18 protein-coding genes are annotated in these 22,971 nt (G+C 73.1%); 11 read left to right on the forward strand and 7 right to left on the reverse strand.

Annotated features, from left to right (window positions below; translation table 11 throughout):
* Positions 1-332: 332 nt before the first annotated feature.
* Positions 333-1,589 carry a D-arabinono-1,4-lactone oxidase gene (locus tag CEB94_RS31950; RefSeq protein WP_175435482.1) on the reverse strand — a complete coding sequence of 419 codons (1,257 nt, stop codon included), beginning with the start codon at positions 1,587-1,589 and terminating at the stop codon, positions 333-335.
* Positions 1,590-1,804: 215 nt separating this feature from the next.
* Between CEB94_RS31950 and CEB94_RS31955 the strand changes: the two genes are divergently transcribed.
* The 6 genes from CEB94_RS31955 (at position 1,805) to CEB94_RS31980 (ending at position 9,330) form a co-directional block, all read left to right on the forward strand.
* Positions 1,805-2,812, forward strand: coding sequence for a hydroxyacid dehydrogenase (locus CEB94_RS31955; protein ID WP_175435483.1), 1,008 nt, complete (start codon positions 1,805-1,807; stop codon positions 2,810-2,812).
* 124 nt (positions 2,813-2,936) lie between these two features.
* Positions 2,937-4,256, forward strand: coding sequence for a radical SAM protein (locus CEB94_RS31960; protein ID WP_175435484.1), 1,320 nt, complete (start codon positions 2,937-2,939; stop codon positions 4,254-4,256).
* Positions 4,257-4,492: 236 nt separating this feature from the next.
* Positions 4,493-5,983 carry a cellulose-binding domain-containing protein gene (locus CEB94_RS31965; protein WP_175435485.1) on the forward strand — a complete coding sequence of 497 codons (1,491 nt, stop codon included), beginning with the start codon at positions 4,493-4,495 and terminating at the stop codon, positions 5,981-5,983.
* Between the two features lie 242 nt (positions 5,984-6,225).
* Positions 6,226-7,332: a ribosome small subunit-dependent GTPase A gene (gene rsgA / locus CEB94_RS31970; RefSeq protein WP_175435486.1), complete on the forward strand. Its 1,107-nt coding sequence runs from the start codon at positions 6,226-6,228 to the stop codon at positions 7,330-7,332.
* A gap of 94 nt (positions 7,333-7,426) precedes the next feature.
* The gene (locus tag CEB94_RS31975; RefSeq protein ID WP_175435487.1) at positions 7,427-8,839 is read left to right on the forward strand and encodes a bifunctional transcriptional activator/DNA repair enzyme AdaA; all 1,413 of its coding nucleotides are present in this window, start codon (positions 7,427-7,429) and stop codon (positions 8,837-8,839) included.
* Entirely contained in the window at positions 8,836-9,330 is a 495-nt protein-coding gene (locus tag CEB94_RS31980; RefSeq protein WP_175435488.1) for a methylated-DNA--[protein]-cysteine S-methyltransferase, read from the forward strand. The genes CEB94_RS31975 and CEB94_RS31980 overlap by 4 nt, the downstream gene beginning before the upstream one ends.
* A 4-nt stretch (positions 9,331-9,334) precedes the next feature.
* Here the strand turns inward: CEB94_RS31980 and CEB94_RS31985 are convergent, their stop codons facing one another.
* Entirely contained in the window at positions 9,335-9,817 is a 483-nt protein-coding gene (locus CEB94_RS31985; protein WP_175435489.1) for a DUF456 domain-containing protein, read from the reverse strand.
* Positions 9,818-10,028: 211 nt separating this feature from the next.
* On the opposite strand from CEB94_RS31985, the gene CEB94_RS31990 reads away from it, so the two are divergent.
* Positions 10,029-11,891, forward strand: a complete 1,863-nt coding sequence (locus tag CEB94_RS31990; RefSeq protein ID WP_175435490.1) for a protein phosphatase 2C domain-containing protein — start codon at positions 10,029-10,031, stop codon at positions 11,889-11,891.
* 66 nt (positions 11,892-11,957) lie between these two features.
* Positions 11,958-13,700, forward strand: coding sequence for a pyruvate dehydrogenase (locus tag CEB94_RS31995; protein WP_175435491.1), 1,743 nt, complete (start codon positions 11,958-11,960; stop codon positions 13,698-13,700).
* On the opposite strand, the gene CEB94_RS32000 is transcribed toward CEB94_RS31995, so the two are convergent.
* Positions 13,697-15,004, reverse strand: a complete 1,308-nt coding sequence (locus tag CEB94_RS32000; protein ID WP_175437234.1) for a helix-turn-helix domain-containing protein — start codon at positions 15,002-15,004, stop codon at positions 13,697-13,699. The two genes, CEB94_RS31995 and CEB94_RS32000, sit on opposite strands and share 4 nt — an antisense overlap.
* A 231-nt stretch (positions 15,005-15,235) precedes the next feature.
* On the opposite strand from CEB94_RS32000, the gene CEB94_RS32005 reads away from it, so the two are divergent.
* Positions 15,236-15,859, forward strand: coding sequence for a hypothetical protein (locus CEB94_RS32005; protein WP_175435492.1), 624 nt, complete (start codon positions 15,236-15,238; stop codon positions 15,857-15,859).
* A 425-nt stretch (positions 15,860-16,284) separates the two neighbouring features.
* Positions 16,285-16,767: an ATP-binding protein gene (locus tag CEB94_RS32010; protein ID WP_246111970.1), complete on the forward strand. Its 483-nt coding sequence runs from the start codon at positions 16,285-16,287 to the stop codon at positions 16,765-16,767.
* 57 nt (positions 16,768-16,824) lie between these two features.
* Here CEB94_RS32010 and CEB94_RS32015 read toward each other — a convergent pair whose 3' ends face one another.
* Together CEB94_RS32015 and CEB94_RS32020 are read right to left on the reverse strand one after the other, a co-directional pair.
* Positions 16,825-17,865, reverse strand: a complete 1,041-nt coding sequence (locus CEB94_RS32015) for a DUF2637 domain-containing protein (protein ID WP_175435493.1) — start codon at positions 17,863-17,865, stop codon at positions 16,825-16,827.
* A gap of 304 nt (positions 17,866-18,169) precedes the next feature.
* Entirely contained in the window at positions 18,170-19,021 is an 852-nt protein-coding gene (locus CEB94_RS32020; protein WP_175435494.1) for a (2Fe-2S)-binding protein, read from the reverse strand.
* A gap of 142 nt (positions 19,022-19,163) precedes the next feature.
* Here CEB94_RS32020 and CEB94_RS32025 point away from each other — a divergent pair, with 142 nt between their 5' ends.
* A complete protein-coding gene (locus CEB94_RS32025; RefSeq protein WP_175435495.1) occupies positions 19,164-19,946 on the forward strand; it encodes a GntR family transcriptional regulator in 783 nt (260 codons plus the stop codon).
* 342 nt (positions 19,947-20,288) lie between these two features.
* Here the strand turns inward: CEB94_RS32025 and CEB94_RS32030 are convergent, their stop codons facing one another.
* Positions 20,289-21,062, reverse strand: coding sequence for a hypothetical protein (locus tag CEB94_RS32030; protein ID WP_175435496.1), 774 nt, complete (start codon positions 21,060-21,062; stop codon positions 20,289-20,291).
* 150 nt (positions 21,063-21,212) lie between these two features.
* Entirely contained in the window at positions 21,213-22,886 is a 1,674-nt protein-coding gene (locus CEB94_RS32035) for a PucR family transcriptional regulator (protein ID WP_175435497.1), read from the reverse strand.
* Positions 22,887-22,971 lie beyond the last annotated feature (85 nt).

Consider the following 22,971-nt stretch of genomic DNA (forward strand, 5'->3'; position numbering starts at 1 on the left):
GCAACCCGCACGCCATGCCCAACGGGCCGGCAACCGCGCGCCGCGGTCTGACCGGCGGGCGACCCGGATGCCGGCGCCCGGCCGACGGGCCACCCGCGCGCCACGGCCCGACCTGCGGTCCACGCATGCCACGGCCTGCCCTGCGTGCCCTGCGGTTCACGCATGCCACAGCCTGCCCTGCGGTCCACGCACGCCACGGCCCGACCTGCGGGCCGGCCAAACGCCACGGCCTGGCCGACGGGTCGCCCGCGCGCCGACCTGCGGCCGACGCCCGTCATGGCCTGACCGGCGGAGCCATCCGCACCCGGACGAGAGGCCGCCCCGGGTCCCCCCTACGCCCCCGCGAGCACACCCCGCACGAAGGCGTTGGCGAACTTCCCCCGTGGGTCCAGTTCCTGGGTCAGCGCCCGGAAGTCGGCGAGTCGCGGGTACAGCTCGCTCAGGGCGGAGGCGGGCAGGGCGAACACCTTTCCCCAGTGCGGCCGGGCCCCGAAGGGAGCGAGGGCCGCCTCGACCCGCCGCACCACCGGCAGTACCGCCTGCGTGTCCTCCACCCACGTGAAGTGCGCCGCGACGGTGTCCCGGCCGTGGGAGGGGCTCAGCCACTGGTCGTCGCCGGCGACCGTGCGCACCTCGCAGGTCTGCAGGACGGGGGCGACGGTCTCCCGGATCGCGTCGAGCGCGTGCAGCATCTCCACGGCGTGCCCGCGCGGCAGCAGGTACTCCGACTGCAGCTCCGCCCCGCTGCTCGGGACGAACTCCGCCCGGAAGTGCGGCAACCGCTCGTGCCACGGCCCCGGCACACCGAACTGCTCGGTGCAGTTGACCGCGGGCATGCCCGGCACCGGGTGCATCTTCTCCGTCGCGGGAGCGGCCCAGGGGAAGGCGGGCAGCGGCTGGTCGGTGCGCCGCTTGAGCCACACCTGCCGAAAGCCCGGCTCACGCCAGTCGGTGAAGAGGCTGACGCTGTACCCCGTCGCCATCACCGTCTCGAACGTCCCCGAGTCCAGCCCCTGGAAAGGCAGTTCGGTGAACACGTGCTGCTCCACCTCGTAGGCCGGTTCCAGATCGAGGGTGAGCGCGGTGACGACCCCGAGCGCGCCGAGCGAGGTGACGGCCCCGCCGAACCGCTCCTCGTCCCGTCCTATGGTCACCACCGAGCCGTCGGCCGTGACCAGCTCCACCTCGCGCACGGCGACCGACAGCGGGCCGTTGAGCACCCCCGAACCGTGGGTGCCGGTCGCGACCGACCCGGCCACCGAGATGTGCGGCAGGGACGCCATGTTGTGCAGCGCGAGTCCCTGCCCGTGCACCCGGTGGGCCAGCTCCGCGTAGCGCACGCCGCCGCCGACCCGGACCGTACGGGCGGCCGTGTCGACGTCCACCTCCGGGGGCAGGTCGGCCAGCGACAGCAGAACGCCCTCGGGGCCCGGCTCGGCGATCTCGTTGAACGAGTGCCCGCTGCCCAGGACCCGCACCCGGTCACCGTCCGCGACGAGCGCGCGCAGCGCCGCGAGCGAACCGGGCCGGTGCAGTTCCTTGGCCGCGTAGGTGATGTTGCCCGCCCAGTTGGTCACGGTCCCGTTCATCGCTTCGTCCTTCCCCGAGGCAGCGGGGACCGGGAAGCCCCCGCCGGAACCTACCCCGGCCCGGTGTCCATTGCCGCTGCTGCCCGGCTCCGCCTACGGTAGGGGCCGTAGAGAGCGGTTTCTACCCCGGGTTTCCACCCTGGTTTCCGTCCCGGTTTCTGTCCGTGTCACGGGAGCCGTTCCAGCAGCGCCCCCCGAGCCGGAAGGTCACCTCCTTGAGCCAGCGCCCCCAGGCACTGTTCGCCATGGCCGCCGAGAACGTGCCTCAGGTCTTCCCGCCCGAGGTGCTGGCGCGGCTGCGGAAGTCCGTGGACATCGATCCCGGCCTCGTGGCCGAGGACTTCACCGACCCGCGCGTCCTCGGCGCGCTGGCCCGGACCGAGATCCTGGTGACCGGCTGGGGGTGCCCCCGGCTCGACGAGGCGGTCCTCGACGCCGCTCCCCGGCTGCGGGCGGTGCTGCACTCGGCCGGCTCGGTGAAGTCCTTCGCCACCCCCGGGATCTGGCAGCGCGGCATCGCCGTCTCCTCGGCGGCCGTCGCCAACGCGCTGCCGGTCGCCGAGTACACCCTCGCCATGATCCTGCTCGCCGGGAAGGACGTCCTCGCCGCCCGCGACCGGATGCGCACCGCCCGTACCTCCGCCGGCTGGGGCGTCATCCCCGGCATCGGCAACTACGGCCGCCGGGTGGGCGTCATCGGTGCCTCGCGCATCGGCCGCCGCGTCCTCGAACTGCTGCGCCCCTTCGACCTGCGGCCGGCCCTCACCGACCCGTACGTCGACGAGCGGCAGGCCGCCGCGCTCGGCGTCCCCCTGCTGCCCCTGGACGAGCTGCTGCGCACGTCCGGCATCGTCACCGTCCACGCCCCCGAGACGCCCGAGACCCACCACATGATCGGCCGCCGCGAGCTGGCCCTCATGCCCGACGGGGCGGTGCTGATCAACACCGCGCGCGGCGCGCTGGTCGACCACGACGCCCTTGTGACGGAACTGCGCACCGGCCGTCTGACCGCGATCCTCGACGTCACCGACCCGGAGCCGCTCCCCGCCGACTCGCCCCTCTACGACCTGCCCGGCGCCTTCGTCACCCCGCACCTCGCGGGCTCCCAGGGCAACGAACTGGCCCGGCTCGGCCTGACGGTCGCGCAGGAGGCGGAACGGCTGCTGGCCGGAGAGAAGCCCGCGTACGGGGTCGACTGGGCGGCGCTGGCGCGCGAAGCCTGACCCGCACCCCGGGCACCACGCCACGAACGGGGCGTTCCCCGGCTCGGGGGGACCCGGTACCGGCCGCGTACACCCATGGGCATACCGTGAGGAGTCGTACGTCCGAACCGGGAGGAGAATCGGGATGGGCAGCCGTACCGCGCTGGTCGAGGATCTGATGGAGCGGTTCCCGCACGTACCGCGGGAGGCCGTCTTCAAGGAGGACCTGCTCCGCGGCGGAGTGGCCTTCGACCCGTCCGCGCTCAGTGACAACGAGGGTGGCGAGGTCAAGCCGAAGTCGTACTTCATCTTCTCCTTCGACCACGGCACCCTGCCCGAGCTGGGCGAAGCCGCGCTGCGCCGCCCGCCCGAGGAGATCATCCTCACCGGCGGCCCCTACGACCTGCGCCGCACGGTGGTCTCGGTCCGGGTGAACCCGGCCTCCCCCTACCGGGTCGCGGCCGACGAGTCCGGCATGCTCGGCCTCTACCTCGACGGCAGGCGGATCTCCGACGTCGGCGTGCCGCCCATGCCCGAGTACTACCGGCACACCCTCTCCAACGGGAAGTCGGTCATGGAGGTCGCCCCCACCATCCAGTGGGGCTACCTGATCTACCTGACCGCGTTCCGCGTCTGCCAGTACTTCGGCGCCAAGGAGGAGTGCCAGTACTGCGACATCAACCACAACTGGCGCCAGCACAAGGCGGCGGGCCGCCCCTACACGGGGGTGAAGGACGTCGACGAGGTCCTCGAGGCCCTGGAGATCATCGACAAGTACGACACCGCGAAGGTGTCGACCGCGTACACGCTCACCGGTGGCGCGATCACGTCGAAGGTCCAGGGGCTGGACGAGGCGGACTTCTACGGGCGGTACGCCAAGGCCATCGAGGAGCACTTCCCCGGCCGCTGGATCGGCAAGGTCGTCGCCCAGGCGCTGCCGCGCGACGACGTCCAGCGGTTCAAGGACTACGGCGTGCAGATCTACCACCCCAACTACGAGGTGTGGGACGAGTACCTCTTCAAGATGTACTGCCCGGGCAAGGAGCGGTACGTCGGCCGGGACGAGTGGCACAAGCGCATCCTCGACTCGGCCGAGATCTTCGGGGCACGCAACGTCATCCCCAACTTCGTGGCGGGTGTGGAGATGGCCGAACCGTTCGGCTTCAAGACGGTCGACGAGGCCATCGCCTCCACCACCGAGGGCCTGCGGTTCTTCATGTCGCACGGCATCACGCCCCGCTTCACCACCTGGTGCCCGGAGCCCACGACGCCGCTCGGCAAGGCCAACCCGCAGGGCGCGCCTCTGGAGTACCACATCCGCCTGCTCCAGGCCTACCGGCAGACCATGGAGGACTTCGGCCTCTCCTCGCCCCCCGGCTACGGCCCGCCCGGCGCCGGCAACGCGGTCTTCTCGGTCAGCTCCTTCATGGACAGCCTCCCGGCCGACGAACCCACCGCCGTTTGATAACACTTCGATCACGTCGTCCCTTCTGACGGCACGACGCTGAGTCGCAGGGCGGCCGCACCCGTATGGCACTCCGAGGCCGGAGCCATGGGGGTGCGGCCGCCCTGTCGTGATATCTGAACAGGGCGCTTGTCAGTTGTGTGGGAGGCGTGAAAAGCTCTTGCACTGCCGCGAGGTTCCCCCCAACTCCAATGCCGATGTGGTGAGTTGACCTCGCTTGTGGATGCAGGAGACTCATGCCCGACCTGCCGACCCCTCAGGACGCCACCGAGGCCGCGCTGTTCTCCGAGTGCTGGGACGCGGTCCTCGCGTACGCGGACCTGTGCACGTCCGGTTCTTCGGCCGCCGCACAGCTGGGCCGCGAGGCGTTCGCGCACGGCATACGCGAGGCCCGCGCCGCCGGCACCGGCCCGGTCCGCGGCACCGGCCGCCGCCCGGCCCGGCTGCCCCGCATACCCCTGCTGCTGACCTCCGTACGCACCACGGCCGCGGCCTGGGAGGAACAGGGGCAGGGGCACAAACTCGACCCCGACCTGCGCCTGTGGCTCAACTCGGACAAGGCCGCCCGCTACACCGGCCCACCCCTGCAGCGCCCGCTCGCGCTGCGCGGCCTGCGCGATCTCCAGCAGCCCGACGCCGAACTGCTGTGGTTCGCCGAGGTGGAGGCGCTGCCGCTGCCCGTGGTCGCCCGCCGCCTGGGCCTCGACCCGGCCGGCGCCGCCGGGGAACTCCAGCAGGTGCGCACCCTGTTCCGGGACCGCTGCCACCGCAACCACCTCGACACGCCGATGGACGCCCGGTGCCGCAGCTACGCCCGGCTGCTCGACGCCGTGACCCGCTCCTCCGCCGCCGAGACCCCCGGCGACCTCTCCCGGCACCTCGCCACCTGCGTGCCGTGCGCCGAAGCCGCAGCCTGCCTGCGCCTGCACGGCGGCGCCCTGCCCGGGGCGCTGGCCGGCGGGGTGATCGGCTGGGGTGGACTCGCCTACCTGGAGCGCCGCCGCCGCGCCGCCGAGGTACGGCTCGGCGCCGGCCGACCCGGCCCGGGGGACAAGACGGCCGGAGAACCGGAGGACGGGGAGCAGAAGGCGCGCGTCGCCCGCAACGGCCTCCTCGTCGCCGCGGTCCTGGTCTCCGTGCTGGCCCTCGGCGTCTCGCTGATGCCCTTCGGCAGTGGTGACGACGACCTCGGCGCGCCCGGCGGCGAGCGCCAGCCGGTCGCCGACCCCGCTCCGCCCCTGCCGTCCGCCCCGTCCCTGCCGCCCGCGACCTCGAAGCCGGCCGACCGGACCACCCAGGGCACGAAGCAGCCGGAGAAGTCCGGCAAGTCGGAGGGCCAGAACCGCCACACCGAACCGCAGGGCACCTCCTCGCCCACCGACCGGACCGAACCCGGCGAGAGCGCGGACCCCGCCTGCCGGGTCGAGTACGACCTGGTCAACCAGTGGCCCGACGGCTTCCAGGCCACCGTCACCGTCACCAGCACCAAGTCCCTCGACTCCTGGCGCGTCGCCTGGTCCTTCCGGGACGGCCAGCGGGTCGGCCAGATGTGGGACGCCTCCGTCGCCCAGGACGGCTCCCGCGTCACCGCCACCGCCGCCGACTACAACAAGTCGGTCCCCGCGGGCGGCGACCTGGCCTTCGGCTTCCTCGCCTCCTGGCGGGGCAAGAACTCCCCGCCGTACGACTTCGAGCTGAACGGCCACGCCTGCGCGAAAAGCGGTTGACGCACCTCCGCCGTGACGGGATAACGTGACGGCTGTTCCGCCCACACGGCGGTTCCGTAGACATGGTGGTTCCGCGCACACGGCGGTTCCCCGATGAGAACACGAGAGAGACAGGGAGGTGTTGACCGATGGCTGTCATTGCGCCGAGCGCTGCCCGCATCCAGTTCATCAAGTCCACCTCCGTGGCCACCGGCTGATCCGACTGACTGTCGGGCCGGGGGCCGACCTTGGAAGGGTCACCCTTGTCTTCCTCCTCCGCTTCATCCGTTTCCACCGCTCTCGCTCCCTACGGCTGGGACGAGGCCTGGGCCGAGGCGTTCACCCCCTACGAGGCCGAAGGGCTGCTGCCCGGCCGGGTCGTCCGGGTCGACCGCGGGCAGTGCGACGTCGTCACCGCCGACGGGCTGCTGCGGGCCGACACCGCGTTCGTCACCCCGCACGACCCCCTGCGGGTCGTGTGCACCGGCGACTGGGTCGCCGTCGAACCCGGCGGGAACCCGCGCTACGTCCGCACCTACCTGCCGCGCCGCACCGCCTTCGTCCGCTCCACCTCCTCCCAGCGGTCCGAGGGGCAGATCCTCGCGGCCAACGTCGATCACGCCGTCATCGCCGTGTCCCTCGCCGTCGAGCTGGACCTCGGCCGCGTCGAGCGCTTCCTCGCACTCGCCTGGGAGTCCGGGGCCCAGCCCGTCGTCGTCCTCACCAAGGCCGACCTCGTGCCGGACGCCGTGACCCTCTCGTACCTCGTCCAGGACGTGGAGACGAGCGCGCCCGGCGTGGCCGTCGTGCCCGTCAGCTCCGTGGACGGGGACGGGCTCGACGTGCTCGCCGCGATCGTCGGCGGGGGGACGTCCGTGCTGCTCGGGCAGTCCGGCGCGGGCAAGTCGACCCTCGCCAACGCGCTGCTCGGCGAGGACGTCATGACCGTCCAGGCCATCCGGGACGTCGACGGCAAGGGCCGCCACACCACGACCACGCGCAACCTGCTCGCGCTGCCCGGCGGGGGCGTCCTGATCGACACCCCCGGGCTGCGGGGCGTCGGCCTGTGGGACGCCGGGACCGGCGTCGGGCAGGTGTTCTCCGAGATCGAGGAACTGGCCGAGCGGTGCCGCTTCCACGACTGCGCCCACGAGGCCGAGCCGGGGTGCGCCGTACTGGCCGCCGTCGACACCGGTGAGCTGCCGGAGCGCCGGCTGCAGAGCTACCGCAAGCTGCTGCGGGAGAACCAGCGCATCGTCGCCAAGACCGACGCCCGCCTGCGGGCCGAGATCCGCAAGGACTGGAAGCGGAAGGGGGCGATCGGCAAGGCCGCGATGGAGGCGAAGCGGGGACCGCACGGGCGTTCGTAACCGCTCCGCGTCCCGCCGTTCGGACCCCCGGCCCGATCACGGTGTCCGATTTCCGCCAGCGGCCGACCGGCCGGCGGCGGAGACTGGACGGGTGATGAACCAGGGAACGGACGAAGACACCAGGTACGAGGCCGTTCGCAGCCGCGACGCCCGTTTCGACGGCGTGTTCTTCTTCGCGGTCGAGACGACCGGCATCTACTGCCGGCCGAGCTGCCCCGCGGTCACCCCGAAGCGGGCCAACGTACGGTTCTTCGCCACGGCCGCCGCCGCGCAGGGCTCGGGTTTCCGGGCCTGCCGGCGGTGCCGCCCGGACGCCGTGCCCGGCTCCGCCGAGTGGAACGTCCGCGCGGACGTGGTGGGCCGGGCCGTACGGCTGATCGCCGACGGCGTGGTCGACCGGGAGGGCGTCGCCGGGCTCGCCGAACGCCTCGGCTACAGCGCACGGCAGGTACAGCGGCAGCTCACCGCCGAACTCGGCGCCGGACCGGTCGCGCTCGCCCGGGCCCAGCGGGCCCACACCGCGCGCGTCCTGGTGCAGACCACCGAGCTGCCCATCACCGAGATCGCGTTCGCGTCGGGCTTCGCCAGCGTGCGGCAGTTCAACGACACGATCCGGGCCGTGTACGCGTCGACCCCGAGCGAGCTGCGCGCCGCCGCGCCGAAGCACGGCCGGGGCCGCCGCACGGCCACCCCCAACGCGGGCATCCCGCTCCGGCTCGCCCACCGCGGCCCCTACCGGGCCGGACCCGTCTTCGACCTGCTGGAACACGAGGCCGTACCCGGCATCGAGGAGGTGAGCGGCCCGCCCGGCACCCGCACCTACCGGCGCACCCTCCGCCTGCCGTACGGCACCGGCATCGTCGCCGTGGAGGAACGCCCGGGCGCCGCCCGGACCGGACTCGGCGCCCACCCGGGCGGCTGGCTCGACGCCCGGCTGCACCTCACCGACCCGCGCGACCTGACCACCGCCGTCCAGCGGCTGCGGCGGCTGTTCGATCTCGACGCCGACCCCTACGCCGTCGACGAGCGCCTCGCCGCCGACCCGCGGCTGGCACCCCTGGTCGCCGCCCGGCCCGGCCTGCGCTCACCGGGCACCGCCGACCCGGAGGAACTCGCCGTGCGCGCGCTGACCGGCCGCGTCGAGGCGGAACGGCTCGTACACCGCTACGGCAAGGCCCTCGACGCCCCCTGCGGCAGCCTCACCCACCTCTTCCCCGAGCCCGCCGTCCTCGCCGGGGCCGAACCCGGCGGCACCCTCGGCGCGCTCACCGCCGCCCTCGCCGACCAGGCCGTCCGACTGGACCCGGGCGTCGACCGGGACGACGCGCGGGACGCCCTGCGTGCCGTGCCCGGCCTGGACGCCCGTACCGTGGCCGAGATCCGCATCCGCGCCCTCGGCGACCCGGACGTGGCCCCGCCCGGCCTCGACGTCCCCGACAGCTGGCGCCCCTGGCGCTCGTACGCTCTGAACCACCTGCGCGCAGCAGGGGAGTGGGAGTCCCGATGACCTGCCCGATCTACTGGACGAGTGTGACCGGCCCCCTCGGGCCGCTGCTCCTCACCGCCGCCCCGACCGGAGAGCTGACCTCCCTGTCCGTGCCCGGCCAGAAGGGCGGACGCGAGGTGCGGGACGACTGGCGGCGCGACCCCGGGCCCTTCCGGGAGGCCGAGGAGCAGCTCGCCGCCTACTTCGCCGGGGAACTGAAGGAGTTCCGCCTGACCTGGCGCACCGAGGGCACCGCCTTCCGCGAGCAGGTCTGGGCCGCGCTGGACGACATCCCCTACGGCTCGACCGCGACCTACGGCGAGATCGCCGCGCGCATCGGGGCGCCCCGGGCGGCCGTGCGGGCCGTCGGCGGTGCGATCGGCGCGAATCCGCTGCTGGTGGTCCGGCCGTGCCACCGGGTGATCGGCGCGGACGGCGCACTGACCGGCTATGCGGGCGGCCTGGACCGCAAGGTTCGGCTGCTGACGCACGAGGGTGTGCTGCCCGCCTGAGGGCTCAGCCCCAGAAGACCGCACCCACCCAGGCCGCCGCGATCAGCTGGCAGGTGAACAGTTCGACCAGGATGCTGGAGCCGCCCGCGCGCATGACCGTGCGCAGGGCGGCGATCGCGTCGGTGTGACGGCCGAGGCGGAGCCGTTCGAAGAGGTAGACACCGGCCAAAAATCCCGGGATCGCGCCCAGTACGGGGACCAGGACGAAGCCGAGGACGGAACCGGCTCCGGCGCAGGACAGCATGCGGCGGGTGGTGGCGTTCATACGCAGCCGCCGGGGTGGCAACGCCCAGCGGACGGCCTGGGAGACGAGCAGCAGCACCGTGGCGGCGACCAGCACCCACCACGCGACGGGCTGCGGATCCTTCAGCGCCCACCACATGACCGCGGCCCACACCAGCAATGGTCCCGGCATCGCGGGCAGCAGCACTCCGCACAGCCCGAGCAGGATGACCAGCCCGACCAGCAGGAGGTCCCACACTCCCATCTGACCAGACTGCCGGAACAAGCGAGAACGCGCAGGTCAGAAGCGTGTCCGGGACCCAGACCCGCAGGTCAGCCGCCCGCGGCCCGCCGGGCTCCCGATATCGCATGACCGTTCTACGGCTCACTCGACGTGCCGTTCGCCGTCCCGTGGCGGGGCGGTTTTTTCCACAAGCCCCGTTTTCATCCGGCTCGTGCGGTGGACAATTACGGGCATGAGCCAGCAGGGGGGAAGGCCCACCGGTCACGAGGACGACTGGTGGAGGGAGTTGTACGAGGACTCCACCGACGACACGGGCCCCACACCGGCGCGGGATTCTCTGGACGACCGGTTCGCTTCGGCGTCGGGAGCTGTGGGAGACGGGGCGGAGGAGCGGACAGGGCCCTCGGACCGGCCGGTGGGGCGGCTCTTCGGCGCGGAGCCCATGTTCCCGGCGCCCCGGAGCGGGGCCGATGACGTGCTGGACACGCCCCGCCCGTACGGCCGGTCCCCGCAGCGCGCGCCCTGGGAGCCGCCGCCCGGGCCCACCGGGCCCGTGAGCTTCCCGACCGCGGCGAAACCGCCGGGGCGCGCCGAGCGGAAACCCGACCGCGCGCCCACGGACGAGCGCCCACGCGAGGCAGCCTCGCCGGTCGGCCCGGGTGCGTCCGCGGGCGAGCGCGCGGGGCTCGACGCGGCTTCGCCGGCCGACCCGCGTGCGCGCCCGGGCGAGTGCGCCGGAGATGACGCGGTTCCCCCGGTCAGCCCGGGTGCGTCCGCGGGCGAGCGCGCGGGGGGTGACGCGGCTTCGCCGGTCGGCCCGGGTCCGTCCCCGGGCGAGCGCGGAGGCGACGGGGCCCCGCCTGCCGCCGCCCCCCGTCCACCCTCGGAGAGCCCGAGGCAGCCCCCCGCCCCGACGACCCCCACCTCACCGACACCCCCGGTCCCCTCACCCCCGACGGCCCCTCCGACCTGGCCGCCGCTCCCCGCCGAGCCGCCGTCCGCGGTCCCGCGTCCCGCAGATCCTCAGTCGGTACTGCTGCGCCCCGCCGACCCGGCGCCCCCGCCCCCCACCACCGACCCCCCGCCCGGCCAACCCGGCCCCCGGATCGAGCGCCCCGCGTCCACTCCCCGCTCCCGTGGCTACGTCGGAACCCGGCCGCCCACCTACGACGGCGAACCCACCGCTCTCCCGGCCGCCGATCCGGATGATCTCGACGACCTCGTGGCGGACACCGTGCTGGACGGGGCCCGGTACGGGGCCTGTACGGTGCGGGCCGTTTCCGTGCGGGGCGACTCCGCGCGGTACCGGGGCGAGCCCCGCAGGGATTCGCTGCTCACCGCCCGCTTCGGCACGGGGGAGCACGCGCTGCTGCTGGTGGCGATGGCGACCGGGGCCCGGGCCACGCCGGGTGCGCACCGGGCCGCCGCCGAGGCCTGCCACTGGATCGGGCGGGCCGTCGGACGCAGCCACGCACGCCTGGTCGAGGACATAAGGGACGGCCGGCGCGGCGACCTGAAGTCCGGGCTGCACCGGCTCACCGACCGTAGCCTCGGCAAGCTCCGGGCCAGCGCCTCCGAGCAGGGCGTCGACCCCGAGGAGTACGCGGCCAGTCTGCGCTGCCTGCTGCTGTCGGCCGACCCCGCATGCCGTACGCGTGTGTTCTTCGGGGTCGGGCCGGGCGGACTGTTCCGGTTGCGGGAGGGGGAGTGGCAGGACATCGAGCCGCAGGTCGCCGACGTCAAGGGAGAACCCGTCGTGGGGTTCGGCTCGCCGCCCTCCGAGACCCCCGAGGGCGACCGGCTCACCATGGACCTGGGCATCCCGACCCCGCCCAGCCCGTACGAGCCGGCCCCGGAGCCGCCCCGCGAGCCCTTCCGCTTCCGGACCTCCGTCGCCCGCCCGGGTGACACGCTCCTGATGTGCAGCGGCGGCCTCGCCGAGCCCCTGCGCGCCGAGCCCGAACTGGGCGAGTACCTCGCCGAGCGCTGGTCCCGCCCCGAGCCGCCCGGCCTCGCGGCCTTCCTCGCCGACTCCCAAGTCCGGGTCAAGGGTTATGCGGACGACCGTACGGCCGCCGCCGTGTGGGAGGCGTGAGCGCGACCGGTGTGACTTGATGGAACCCGGAGGGATCCCAGGAGACCGAAGGGGCAGACGAGAACCATGGCCAAACAGAACGTCGCGGAACAGTTCGTCGACATCCTCACCCGTGCCGGAGTCAAACGCCTCTACGGAGTCGTCGGCGACAGCCTCAACCCGGTCGTCGACGCCGTCCGACGCAACTCCGCCATCGACTGGATCCACGTCCGGCACGAGGAGACCGCCGCCTTCGCCGCCAGTGCCGAGGCGCAGATCACCGGCGGGCTCGCCGCCTGCGCCGGTTCCTGCGGCCCCGGAAACCTCCACCTCATCAACGGCCTCTACGACGCCCACCGCTCCATGGCCCCGGTCCTCGCCCTCGCCTCGCACATCCCGTCCAGCGAGATCGGCCTCGGCTTCTTCCAGGAGACCCACCCCGACCGGCTGTTCGCCGAGTGCAGCCACTACAGCGAGATGATCTCCAGCCCGCAGCAGATGCCCCGGCTGCTGCAGACCGCCATCCAGAACGCCGTCGGCCGCAGCGGCGTCAGTGTCGTCACCCTGCCCGGCGACATCGCCGACCAGCCCGCCCCGGAGAAGGCCGCCGAGACCGCCCTCGTCACCTCCCGCCCGACGGTCCGCCCCGGCGACGCCGAGATCGACCGGCTTGTCGAGATGATCGACGAGGCCGGCAAGGTCACCCTCTTCTGCGGCAGCGGCACGGCCGGCGCGCACGCCGAGGTCATGGAGTTCGCCGGGAAGGTCAAGTCCCCGGTGGGGCACGCCCTGCGCGGCAAGGAGTGGATCCAGTACGACAACCCGTACGACGTCGGGATGAGCGGGCTGCTCGGGTACGGCGCCGCCTACGAGGCCACTCACGAGTGCGACCTGCTGATCCTGCTCGGCACCGACTTCCCCTACAACGCCTTCCTGCCCGACGACGTCAAGATCGTCCAGGTGGACATCCGGCCCGAACACCTCGGTCGCCGCTCGAAGCTGGACCTCGCGGTGTGGGGCGACGTACGGGAGACGCTGCGCTGTCTGATCCCGCGGGTGAAGGAGAAGAAGAACCGCCGCTTCCTCGACCGGATGCTGAAGAAGCACGCGGACGCGCTGGAGGGGGTGGTGAAGGCGTACACGCGCAAGGTCGAGAAACACACGCCGATCCACCCCGAGTACGTGGCCTCCGTGCTCGACGAAGTCGCCGCCGACGACGCCGTGTTCACGGTCGACACCGGCATGTGCAACGTCTGGGCCGCCCGCTACATCTCCCCCAACGGCCGCCGCCGCGTCATCGGTTCCTTCTCGCACGGCTCGATGGCGAACGCGCTGCCCATGGCGATCGGCGCCCAGTTCACCGACCGCAAACGGCAGGTCGTGTCGATGTCCGGTGACGGCGGCTTCTCCATGCTGATGGGCGACTTCCTGACGCTGGTGCAGTACGACCTGCCCGTGAAGGTCGTCCTGTTCAACAACTCCTCCCTCGGCATGGTCGAGTTGGAGATGCTGGTCGCCGGGCTCCCGTCGTACGGCACCGCCAACAAGAACCCCGACTTCGCCGCCGTCGCCCGCGCCTGCGGTGCGTACGGGGTGCGCGTCGAGAAGCCCAAGGACCTCCCCGGGGCCCTGAAGGACGCCTTCAAGCACAAGGGTCCGGCTCTCGTCGACGTCGTCACCGACCCCAACGCGCTGTCCATCCCGCCGAAGATCAAGGCCGAGATGGTGACCGGGTTCGCCCTGTCCGCCTCGAAGATGGTGCTGGACGGCGGGGTCGGCCGGATGCTCCAGATGGCCCGTTCCAACCTGCGCAACGTGCCGCGGCCCTAGCGATAGGGCGCCCACTGGCGTGCGGAGGTGTCGTACATGTAGCGGGGCAGGCCCTTGATGCCGCTGGTCCGGAACGGGCGACCGTCGTCGTCGATCCGGACCGTGCCCGTGCGGCCCTGGGAGGACCAGTCCAGCTCCAGGTACCAACGGCAGTCGCACGCCTGGGCCCTGGCGTTGACCAGCAGCACCTCGGGGTCCCGCGCGGAGACGCGGTACGGCATGCGTACCGCCGGGATCGGCGTACCGGTGTCGCTCCCGGCGACCGCGCGGGCGATGGGGCGGTCCTTGTCGAGGTTCACGTCGAAGGAGCGCGGGGTGACCGAACCGCCGCAGCCCTGGTCCATGGCGTAGGCGTTGCCCTGCGCGGGTGCCGTACGCCCCACCACGCGCACGCGCAGCGCCTCCAGTACGACGGCCGTGTCGGTCCGCCCCTGCACGGACAGCCGCACGAGCGTCTCACCGCCGTGCACCGCGTTCTGCGACGCGGCCCAGACCCCGGCGTCCTGAGGGACCGGCGGCGGTGGCACCTGCTCGGGCGGCGCGGCGACGACGTAGTCGTGACCGCAGCCCAGCTTCCAGGCCTGGGAGTCGGCCGACCAGGTGAGGGGCGTGGTGGGGGCGGTTGTGCCGGTGGGCGGGGTGGTGCGGACGGAGGGTGAGGGGGCGGGCTTCTTCTGTCTCGGGGTGGCGGACGGTGAGGGCCGCTCGGGAGCGGGGGAGCCACCGCTCGGGGTGGGGGAGGCGCCGCGCCGGTCCGAGGCACCGGCTGACGTCGTGGCGGACGCGGCCGGACCGGCGGCACGGGGCCGGTCGTCGCCGGACGCCCGCCGCTCGTCCGGCAGCGCGGACAGGCTCCCGAGCGTCGCGAGCACCGCACAGGCGGCGGCCACCGCGACCACGACGCGTCTGCGGCGGTACCAGGGGCGGTGGGGAAGTGGGGGTGTGTCGGCAGGGCTGTCGATGCCTTCGGGTGCGTCCCCCGGTTCGTCCGCGGCGATCGCGGACTCCTCCGCCGTACCGGCCGCGCTCGCCGTCCGGGGACGCTGCCGCGCCGCCACCGCGAGGAGCCAGCGGCGGTGCAGCTCCAGACGTTCCTCCGGTGACGCCCCGCACAGGGCGGCGAAGCGCTCCACGGGCGCGAAGTCGAGCGGGACCGCCTCGCCCGCGCAGTAGCGGTGCAGCGTCGAGGTGTTCATGGCCAGGCGCCGGGCCAGTGAACCGTAACTGCGGTCCGTGCGCTCCTTCAGCGTCCTCAGCAGCGCCGCGAACTCCCCGACGTCGTCGACGTCGTCCTGTGCCGACACCGTTCCCCCGCCCTTGTGGTCCGACCCGGCCCGGAACGGCATCCCAGGCACTCCATGTACCTGCACGTCAGACGGGCTGGGATGGTTCCACCGCGCCGGATCGGGTGCGGGCTGTTGCATCCGGGCGGTGGGACCGCTGATGCTCTTGGTGTCGCACCGACCAGGCCCGGGCCGACCAGCCGGCCTCGCCGCGGCATCCACATCCACGAACTCACCCACGGGGGAACACCCATGCCCATGCGCATCCGAGCCGGCGCGCTCACCGCACTCACCGTCGCCGCCCTCACGGCGGGCACGGTCCTCACGGCACCGGCCGCCGGCGCCGCGCCGAAGGCCGCCGCACCCAAGTTCCTGTCGGCGTCCCAGCTGCCGCCGCACCCGACCTCGGCCTGGACGGCCGGCCCGGTCACCGAAGGGTTCCCGGAGGGGCTCGGCTTCTGCGTGAGTACGGAGGGCGTGCTCGACTACGACTACCGGCACCGTGAGTTCCGGACCGACCTGGACGCCGGCGCCGTGCAGCTGACCGTCGTGACCGGCACAGCCGCCCAGGCCAAGGCCCTGGCGAAGCACTACGACGATCTGATCCGCACCTGCGCACACCGCATCGAGGAATCCGACCCGGACGTCGAGGCCGAGGGCCGGGACTACGGTTCGCTGCCCGTCGAGGAGGGCGCTCGCGTGCGCGGCCTGCACACCGAGACGTCCTGGGGCGCCACGGACATCTCGCTGCTGTCCGTCGGACGCGACGGCAGGACCGTCACCGTCGTGTCATGGGGGCAGATGGGCGACTTCGACGACGCTCCTGTGGCGGCCTTCAAGAAGACGACGGCCACCGCCGTCAACAAGCTGTACTGACCGCCTCTCCGCCGGAAGACCGGGGTCGTCCTCCCGCCACGGGGGTGGGGAGGACGGCCCCGTACCGGTCTCGGTGTCCGTCAAGACCGTCGTACTTCGGCCAACTTCACCGGAGCACCGCGCAGGGGGCCGGTCGCCCGCTCCTTCGCCGCGTACGCAGGGATCGGCAGCCGGCCGTCGGCCCATCGTCCGATCTCCGGCGGTCAGGATCCGCCGGAGGACGATGACCGGCTACCCTCTTGTCCCCCTCTCCTCCACCGCCGTGCCGCTCAGCGGCCCGCCGCCCGGGCCGTCCGCCCCGTTCCGGTGGCCGAACACCCGGTCGTTGACGATTCGACATGACTGCCGCGTTCCCGATGGGGCATGGATCCCCGTGAACATGTTCGAGCAGGAGGGGAACCGACATCGGCGCGCGGGCGGGGGTCATGGAGAGGCAGGCACGACGAGGCGGACCCATAGCGATCGGGGGCATCTCGGCGAAGACGGTGGAGGACAGGACCGACGACGTCACGGAGCGGGATCCGGCGCCGCAGTTGAGGCGCAGACTCGGGCGGGCGGACCTGCGGGCCGTCCCGGAAGCCCGCCGGGCCCTGCGGGAACTGCTCCGGCAGTGGGGGAAGCACGGACAATCGGACGTGGCGGAACTGCTCACCAGCGAACTCGTCACCAACGCGATCGTCCACACCGACCACGACGCGGTCCTCACGGCCACCGTCGGACCCCGCGGACTGCGGGTGGAGGTACGGGACTTCGTGGCCCGCAGGCCCCGGCTGCGCGTACCGGTCGCCGACGACGGTACGAACGGCAGGGGCCTGTTCCTGGTGCAGTCCCTCGCGGACGCCTGGGGGATCCGGCCGCACGGAGTGGGCAAGGCCATCTGGTTCGAGCTGGAGGCCGAGGCGGCGTGAACGCCGAAGGGGCGCGGCCCGCAGGCCACGCCCCTTCACCGCGTCGACGCGGTGCGGCTAACCGAACTGCTGCTCGAGGTCCTTGAGCTTGCGCTCCAGGGAGTCCAGACGCGGCAGCGCCATGGTGTCGTCCTCGGCGGTGAGGTCGACGGTCACGGGGTCAGTTCCTTTGCGTACCGGCTGAAGGGAGGGACGCGAGCGCACGGGCAGGGGCTCCGGCGCGGATATGGCAGGCTCCGCGGAGACCTGCGAGGAGCCGCGCTCCACCTGCACCTCGAGCTGGCGTCCGGCACCACGGCCGAAGTGGCCGCGGTGACCGCGGCTGATCGCCTTCAGCTGGGCCCGCTCCACGCGCTGCTGGTCGCGCCGCCGCTGCCGGGTCTCTTCCTTCTTGCGCTTGTCGTCGCGCACCTCGTCGACGGCCTCGTCCAGGCTGCGCACACCCTCGAGGAGCATCAGCGACCAGGCACGGTACGTCTCGCGGGGGGCCCGCAGCCAGCGCACCATACGGATCTGCGGCAGCGGGCGGGGCACCAGGCCCTGCTCCCGCAGGGCGGCCCGGCGGGTCTGCTTCAGCGCGCGGTCGAAGAGCACCGCCGCCGACAGGGACATACCCGCGAAGAAGTGGGGGGCACCCGCGTGGCCGGCGCCCCGGGGCGCGTGCACCCAGTTGAACCAGGCCGCGGCGAAGGCGAACGTCCAGACCAGTATCCGGGAGCCGAGAGCGGCGTCACCGTGGCTGGCCTCGCGCACCGCGAGGACGGAGCAGAACATCGCGGCGCCGTCCAGGCCGAACGGGACGAGGTACTGCCAGCCGCCGGACAGTCCGAGGTTCTGCTCGCCGAAGCCGACCAGGCCGTGGAAGGAGAGCAGGGCGGCGACGGCCGCACAGCAGAAGAGCAGGAGGTAAGAGAGGGTGCCGTAGAGGGCTTCCTTGCGTCTGCGGCGTTCCTCGCTGCGCTCCCAGGAGTCGTCCGCGCTCGTGTCCTTGACCGAGGAGCGCTTGCCGCGTGCGAGCACCGCCACCGCCGCCAGCATGCCCAGGAGAAGCACGGCGCCCGGAAGCAGCCAGTTCAGCGATATGTCGGTCAGTCTCATCTGGGTGGTCCCTTGCATTGGGATAGGGCGTAACGCCCGCCATATTGGCCCAATCCCATCGGCCCTCAGGGGGTTTCGGGGCAAGAGGCCGCCAAGGAAGTGCAAGGGAATGCCCAGGGCGGCGTTCTGCTCGAACTGCCGCTTGAGGGGCGGGAGTTGAGTTCGAACAAGACTACCCGTACGAGTGGTTCTCCGGAAAGTTCCCGTGACGCGTGGGGAAGTTGTGAATCGCCGGTGGGCGTGTGGGTGTCCGGTTCCGCGATGATCTTACGGGACGGCGGGAGCGATCGACCCCGGCCGCACGTCAACCGGCCGTGGCCAGCAGCTTGGTGACGCGGTCCGTGTCGCAGGTGCGCGGGCAGGTGGCGCAGGTGTCCTCCGGGCGCAGCGTGTAGAACATGCAGCAGCTCGCGCGGTCGCGGGTGAGCAGTGGCTCGCCGCCGGGCCCGGTCAGCTCGCGGAACGCCGCCGTGCCGACGTACGGCTTGGTCGCGCCCGGCAGAAGCAGCTCCAGCTCGCGCATCGCGCGCCGCTCCTCGATCTCGCCGAGCAGCTGGGCGATGTACCAGAGGCCTTCGACGATCTCGTCGGTCGCCATACCCCACAGGGCGCGTCCGCGGCGCCGCATCCGGGGGCCGAAACCGGCCAGGACCGGCTCCAGGTGCTCGGCGACCGCCGACCGCACCTCCGCCCGCAGCGCCTCCTCGTCGGGGACGACCCGGGCACCGGGCAGCTCGGCCGCCTCGTCGCCGGGCAGGCAGGCGAAGCCGGCGGGGCGGACGGCCAGGTGCCCGAGGGCGTGACCGGGAGCGGTGCGGTCGTAGGAGACGTGCGTCACGGGGTAGCGGGGGACCCGGCGGTGCAGGAACCACGGCACGGTGATCAGGAGGCAGGCGGGCCAGGCGTAGCGGTGCAGGCCGAAGCTGGCGACGACGTCGGGGCGGGCCTGCCGGTCGTAGTCCCGCTGGATCTGCTCCACGTCCCAGGCCAGGAAGCGGTCGAGGGCGGGGCCGGCGGCCGCGAGGTCGGCCGCCGCGGTCCAGCCGCCGCCGATCGGCGTCTCGTCCTCGGCGTTCAGTTCGGTGACGGCGAGCCCCGGGAGGACCTCGGCCAGGCGGGTGTAGGCGCCGGAGACGGCCGATTGGGGCGCGGGCATGTGATCACCGATCCGTCGGGGGTGAAACGGGGCTCTTGAAGGTAAGCCTTACCTTACCCAAGATCCGCGGAAATTGAACTGAGATTTGAACTGGGGGCCGGGGCGCTTATGGTGCTTGACGGACGAGTAACAACCCGCCGTAATGACCCCAAGTACCGATACGTCCGGAGGAGGACCCGTGAAGCAGGGAGCGCAGGGCTCCGCGGAAACGGGAACACCCTGGGCGGCGGTGCGGGGGGAGCACACGCACAGTGAGCCGCCCGGGCCGGCCGTTCCGCGGGCTCGGCCGGTTGTCCAGCGGGCCTCCGTGCGGGGGCAGATCCTGGACGCGCTGCGTGCCGCGCTGGTGGCGGGGGATCTGCGGCCGGGTGAGGTGTACTCGGCGCCGGTGCTGGGCGAGCGGTTCGGGGTCTCGGCGACGCCGGTGCGGGAGGCCATGCAGCAACTGGCCCTCGAAGGGGCCGTCGAGGTCGTGCCGAACCGCGGGTTCCGGGTGGTCGAACGGGGTGTGCGGGAACTGGCGGAACTGGCCGAGGTGCGGGCGCTGATCGAGGTGCCGGTGATGCTGCGGCTGGCCCGTACCGTCCCCGCCGAACGCTGGGCCGCGCTGCGCCCTCTCGCCGAGGCGACGGTGCGCGCGGCGTCCTCGGGCTGCCGCGCGACCTACGCGGAGTCCGACCGGGGGTTCCACCGGGCCGTGCTGTCCCTCTCGGGCAACGTGCAGCTGGTCCAGATCGCGGAGGACCTGCACCGCAGGGCGCAGTGGCCGCTGGTCGGGGGTGGGCCGGGGGCCCGGGGGCGGGCCGATCTGGTGGCGGACGCGCACGAGCACACGGCGTTGCTGGACGCGCTGATCGCACGGGACCTGGACGTGGTCCGGGCACTGGTGGGCGAGCATTTCGCGGGGGCGGCTGCTGCTGGCTGAGCGCTCAGCGTGACGGCGGGTGTCCGTCCTCGGGATGGCGCCGTGCTTCGCCTGATCGCCGGGTGGTGGGTCGGGGCCGTGTCGGGGGGTGTCCGTCCTCGGAACGGCGCGATGGGGTCTCACGCCGACTGACTGTCCGTTGACGCGCCAACCAGCTGCGGGCGGACACCCCCCGACACGTCCCCTTGCGTACGGCGGCGGGTGCGGGTGCGTCGTGGCTTCCGCCCTAGCTGCGGGCAATCGTGCCGCTAAGGGCGGCACGGGTGGGCGCAGCGGCACCCCGCTCCGCCGGGTTGCGGGCCCACCCGGCCTCAGCGACAACGCCGGGTAGCCGGCACCGCCTCAAGCCGTCGCAGCCGGCGGAGCCAACTGGCGGGCCAGCCACGTCGGTACGCCCCCGAGCAGCCGGAACAACCGCCGGGCCTCCTCCCGCAGCCGGGACGCCTCCGGCTCCGTCTCGGTGTCGGCGAGGGCCACCAGCGCCGGGGCCGTGCCGATGAGGTAGCCCAGCTCCTCCCGGATCCGCAGCGACTCCGTGAAACCGTGCCGCGCCTCAGCCAACTCCCCGTCCCGCAGGGCGAGTCCCGCCAGATGACGCCACGTGAAGGACAGCAGCAGCGGATCGGAGTGCGCCGTCGCGCCCGCGTGGGCCCGGCGGTACGCGGCCCGCGCGGCCTGCGGGGCACTCGTCAGGTTCTCCGCCAGAAGCCCGCGACGGAAGTCGAGCAGAGCTCGCGCCGGAGCCCCCGGAGGGATCAGCGCCGCCGCCCGCCCGAGCGCGGCCCGCGCCTCGTCGGCCCGGTCCCGCACCGCGAGCAGGGTCGCCGCGTAGGCCAAGTACCCGCGTTCACAAGCTGCCGCCCCGCGTTCGTCGTCGCTGTGGGCCATCGCCTCGGCCGTGCGCAGCGCGTCCTCGGCCTCCTCCCAGCCCTGCTCGGTGTACAGACACCGTTCCACCAGCAACGAAGCGCGCTGGAGCGCCGCCGCCGGTGTGGCCGGCAGCAGCAGGGCGGCCGCGTCGGCCCAGCACCCGCGGGAGCGCAGCCGCCATACCGCGGTCTGGAGGGGATCGTCACCGGCGGTCGTTCCGTTACCAGACATGGCGGTATGCGCCACGTTGCCCTCCCCGAGCACGCCATCGAGCTGTTGAGTGGTGGCGGCATCTCAGCACGAATCGGCGGGCCGGGCCAAGAGGGTGGGTGAAGGATTTCACAAAGTCGTGGGACTCGGGGGTGTCCCGGGTTTGCCGCCGGGACACCCCGCGTATCAGCTCATGCGCAGTGCCAGGAAGAAATCCAGCTTGTCCTCGAGCCGTGAGAGATCACGACTCGTCAACTGCTCGATCCGGCCGACCCGGTAGCGCAGCGTGTTGACGTGCAGGTGCAGACGGGCGGCGCAGCGGGTCCAGGAGCCGTCGCAGGCGAGGAACGCCTCCAGGGTGGGGATCAGCTCGGCGCGGTGGCGGCGGTCGTAGTCGCGCAGGGGGTCCAGGAGGCGGGCCGTGAAGGCCCGGCGGACGTCGTCCGGGACGAAGGGCAGCAGCAGGACGTGTGACGCCAGCTCCTGGTGGCCCGCCGCGCAGACCCGGCCCGGGCGGGCCGCGGCGACGCGACGGGCGTGGCGGGCCTCCTCCAGCGCGCCGCGCAGGCCCTCCGCCGAGTGGACGGCCGCGCTGACGCCGAGGGTGAGCCGGCCGTCGTCGTCGAGGCCCGCCGTGAGGGGGTCCCGTACCGATTCCAGGAGCGCGTCCGCGAGGACGCCCGCCTCCGAACCGTCGTGCTCCGTCGAGACGGCCGGGAGGGGAACCAGCGCGATGGCCTCGTCGCCCGTGTGGGCGACGGCGATGCGGTCGGAGTGCTCCGGCCCGGCGGCCGATGGGTCGACGAGGACCTCCTCCAGCAGGGCCTGCGCCACCGGGCCGCCCTCGATCTCCTCACCCTCCCAGTCGACGCGGGCCACGACCACCTGCCAGTGCGGCGCGGCGCCCAGGCCGGGCAGCAGCACCGGCGCGGCCACGCGCAGTCGGGCGGCGATCTCGGCGGGCGCGGCGCCCGTCTGGACCAGTTCCAGGACCTCCTGGGCCAGGCGGCGGCGGACCGAACGGGCCGCGTCGCGGCGGTCCCGTTCGACCGCGATCAGCTGGGTGACGCCGTAGAGCAGGTCCAGGCGCTCCTCGGGCCAGTCCCCGGCGTCCGCCTCCACGGCCAGCAGCCAGTCCGACAGGACGGTCTCGCGGACGTCCCGGGCCGGTTGCGGGGAGCGGCCGGTGGAGCGGACCGGGAACAGGGAGTACGTCGTGGCGCCCAGGAGGACGCGGTGGGGGCCGCGGCGGCCCGTGCGGGTGGCGGCCAGGTGCTCGCCGGCGAGCCGGGCGCACACCTCGGCCGGCAGGGCGGGGCCCGCCGCCTTGGAGCCGGCGATCAGGCGGCCGGTGGGGGAGAGGACCCAGGCCCTCAGGTCCAGGTCCGTGCCGAGCAGGTCCAGGACCACGTCGGGGCCGCCGCCAGCCGGGCCCGAGGTCATCATCCGGCGGTGGCGGTCGACGACCGCCGCGAGGTCGCCGGCGCGCTCGCCGGACACCTGCCGTACGACGTGTTCGGTGATGGTCGCGAACGCCACCGACTCGTGCACCGCGAAGAGCGGGAGGCGGTGGCGGGCGCAGGCCACGACCAGGTCTTCGGGGACGTCCCCGAGTTCGGCCTCGCCCGCGGCGAGGGCCGTCACGCCCGCCTGCACCAGGATCCGGACGAACGGCTCCGAGTCGTCGGCGTCCCGGCGCCAGGCCAGGCCGGTGAGCACCAGTTCGCCGCCCGCGAGGTAGCGGCTGGGGTCGCGGAGGTCGGTGGTCATCACACCCCGCACGGTGCGGTCCAGCTCATCCTCGCCGCCGAGCAGCTTGAGGCCCAGCGCGTCGGTGTCCAGCAGTGCGCGCAGCCGCATTCTCGTCGCCGCCGTTCTTTGTCTCGAAATCTATGGTGGATCTTGGAGGGGTACGCGGGGAACGCTGTTCGGCGGGCTGGTGGGC

It is taken from the genome of Streptomyces hawaiiensis (assembly GCF_004803895.1).
Classification (GTDB): Bacteria; Actinomycetota; Actinomycetes; order Streptomycetales; family Streptomycetaceae; genus Streptomyces; species Streptomyces hawaiiensis.

Coding starts and splice junctions, on each gene's coding strand:
- CEB94_RS31950 (WP_175435482.1), bottom strand. CDS start 1,589: ATGAACGGGACCGTGACCAACTGGGCGGGCAACATCACCTACGCGGCC.
- CEB94_RS31960 (WP_175435484.1), top strand. CDS start 2,937: ATGGGCAGCCGTACCGCGCTGGTCGAGGATCTGATGGAGCGGTTCCCG.
- CEB94_RS31965 (WP_175435485.1), top strand. CDS start 4,493: ATGCCCGACCTGCCGACCCCTCAGGACGCCACCGAGGCCGCGCTGTTC.
- CEB94_RS31975 (WP_175435487.1), top strand. CDS start 7,427: ATGAACCAGGGAACGGACGAAGACACCAGGTACGAGGCCGTTCGCAGC.
- CEB94_RS31980 (WP_175435488.1), top strand. CDS start 8,836: ATGACCTGCCCGATCTACTGGACGAGTGTGACCGGCCCCCTCGGGCCG.
- CEB94_RS31985 (WP_175435489.1), bottom strand. CDS start 9,817: ATGGGAGTGTGGGACCTCCTGCTGGTCGGGCTGGTCATCCTGCTCGGG.
- CEB94_RS31990 (WP_175435490.1), top strand. CDS start 10,029: ATGAGCCAGCAGGGGGGAAGGCCCACCGGTCACGAGGACGACTGGTGG.
- CEB94_RS31995 (WP_175435491.1), top strand. CDS start 11,958: ATGGCCAAACAGAACGTCGCGGAACAGTTCGTCGACATCCTCACCCGT.
- CEB94_RS32005 (WP_175435492.1), top strand. CDS start 15,236: ATGCCCATGCGCATCCGAGCCGGCGCGCTCACCGCACTCACCGTCGCC.
- CEB94_RS32010 (WP_246111970.1), top strand. CDS start 16,285: ATGGAGAGGCAGGCACGACGAGGCGGACCCATAGCGATCGGGGGCATC.
- CEB94_RS32015 (WP_175435493.1), bottom strand. CDS start 17,865: ATGAGACTGACCGACATATCGCTGAACTGGCTGCTTCCGGGCGCCGTG.
- CEB94_RS32020 (WP_175435494.1), bottom strand. CDS start 19,021: ATGCCCGCGCCCCAATCGGCCGTCTCCGGCGCCTACACCCGCCTGGCC.
- CEB94_RS32025 (WP_175435495.1), top strand. CDS start 19,164: ATGACCCCAAGTACCGATACGTCCGGAGGAGGACCCGTGAAGCAGGGA.
- CEB94_RS32035 (WP_175435497.1), bottom strand. CDS start 22,886: ATGCGGCTGCGCGCACTGCTGGACACCGACGCGCTGGGCCTCAAGCTG.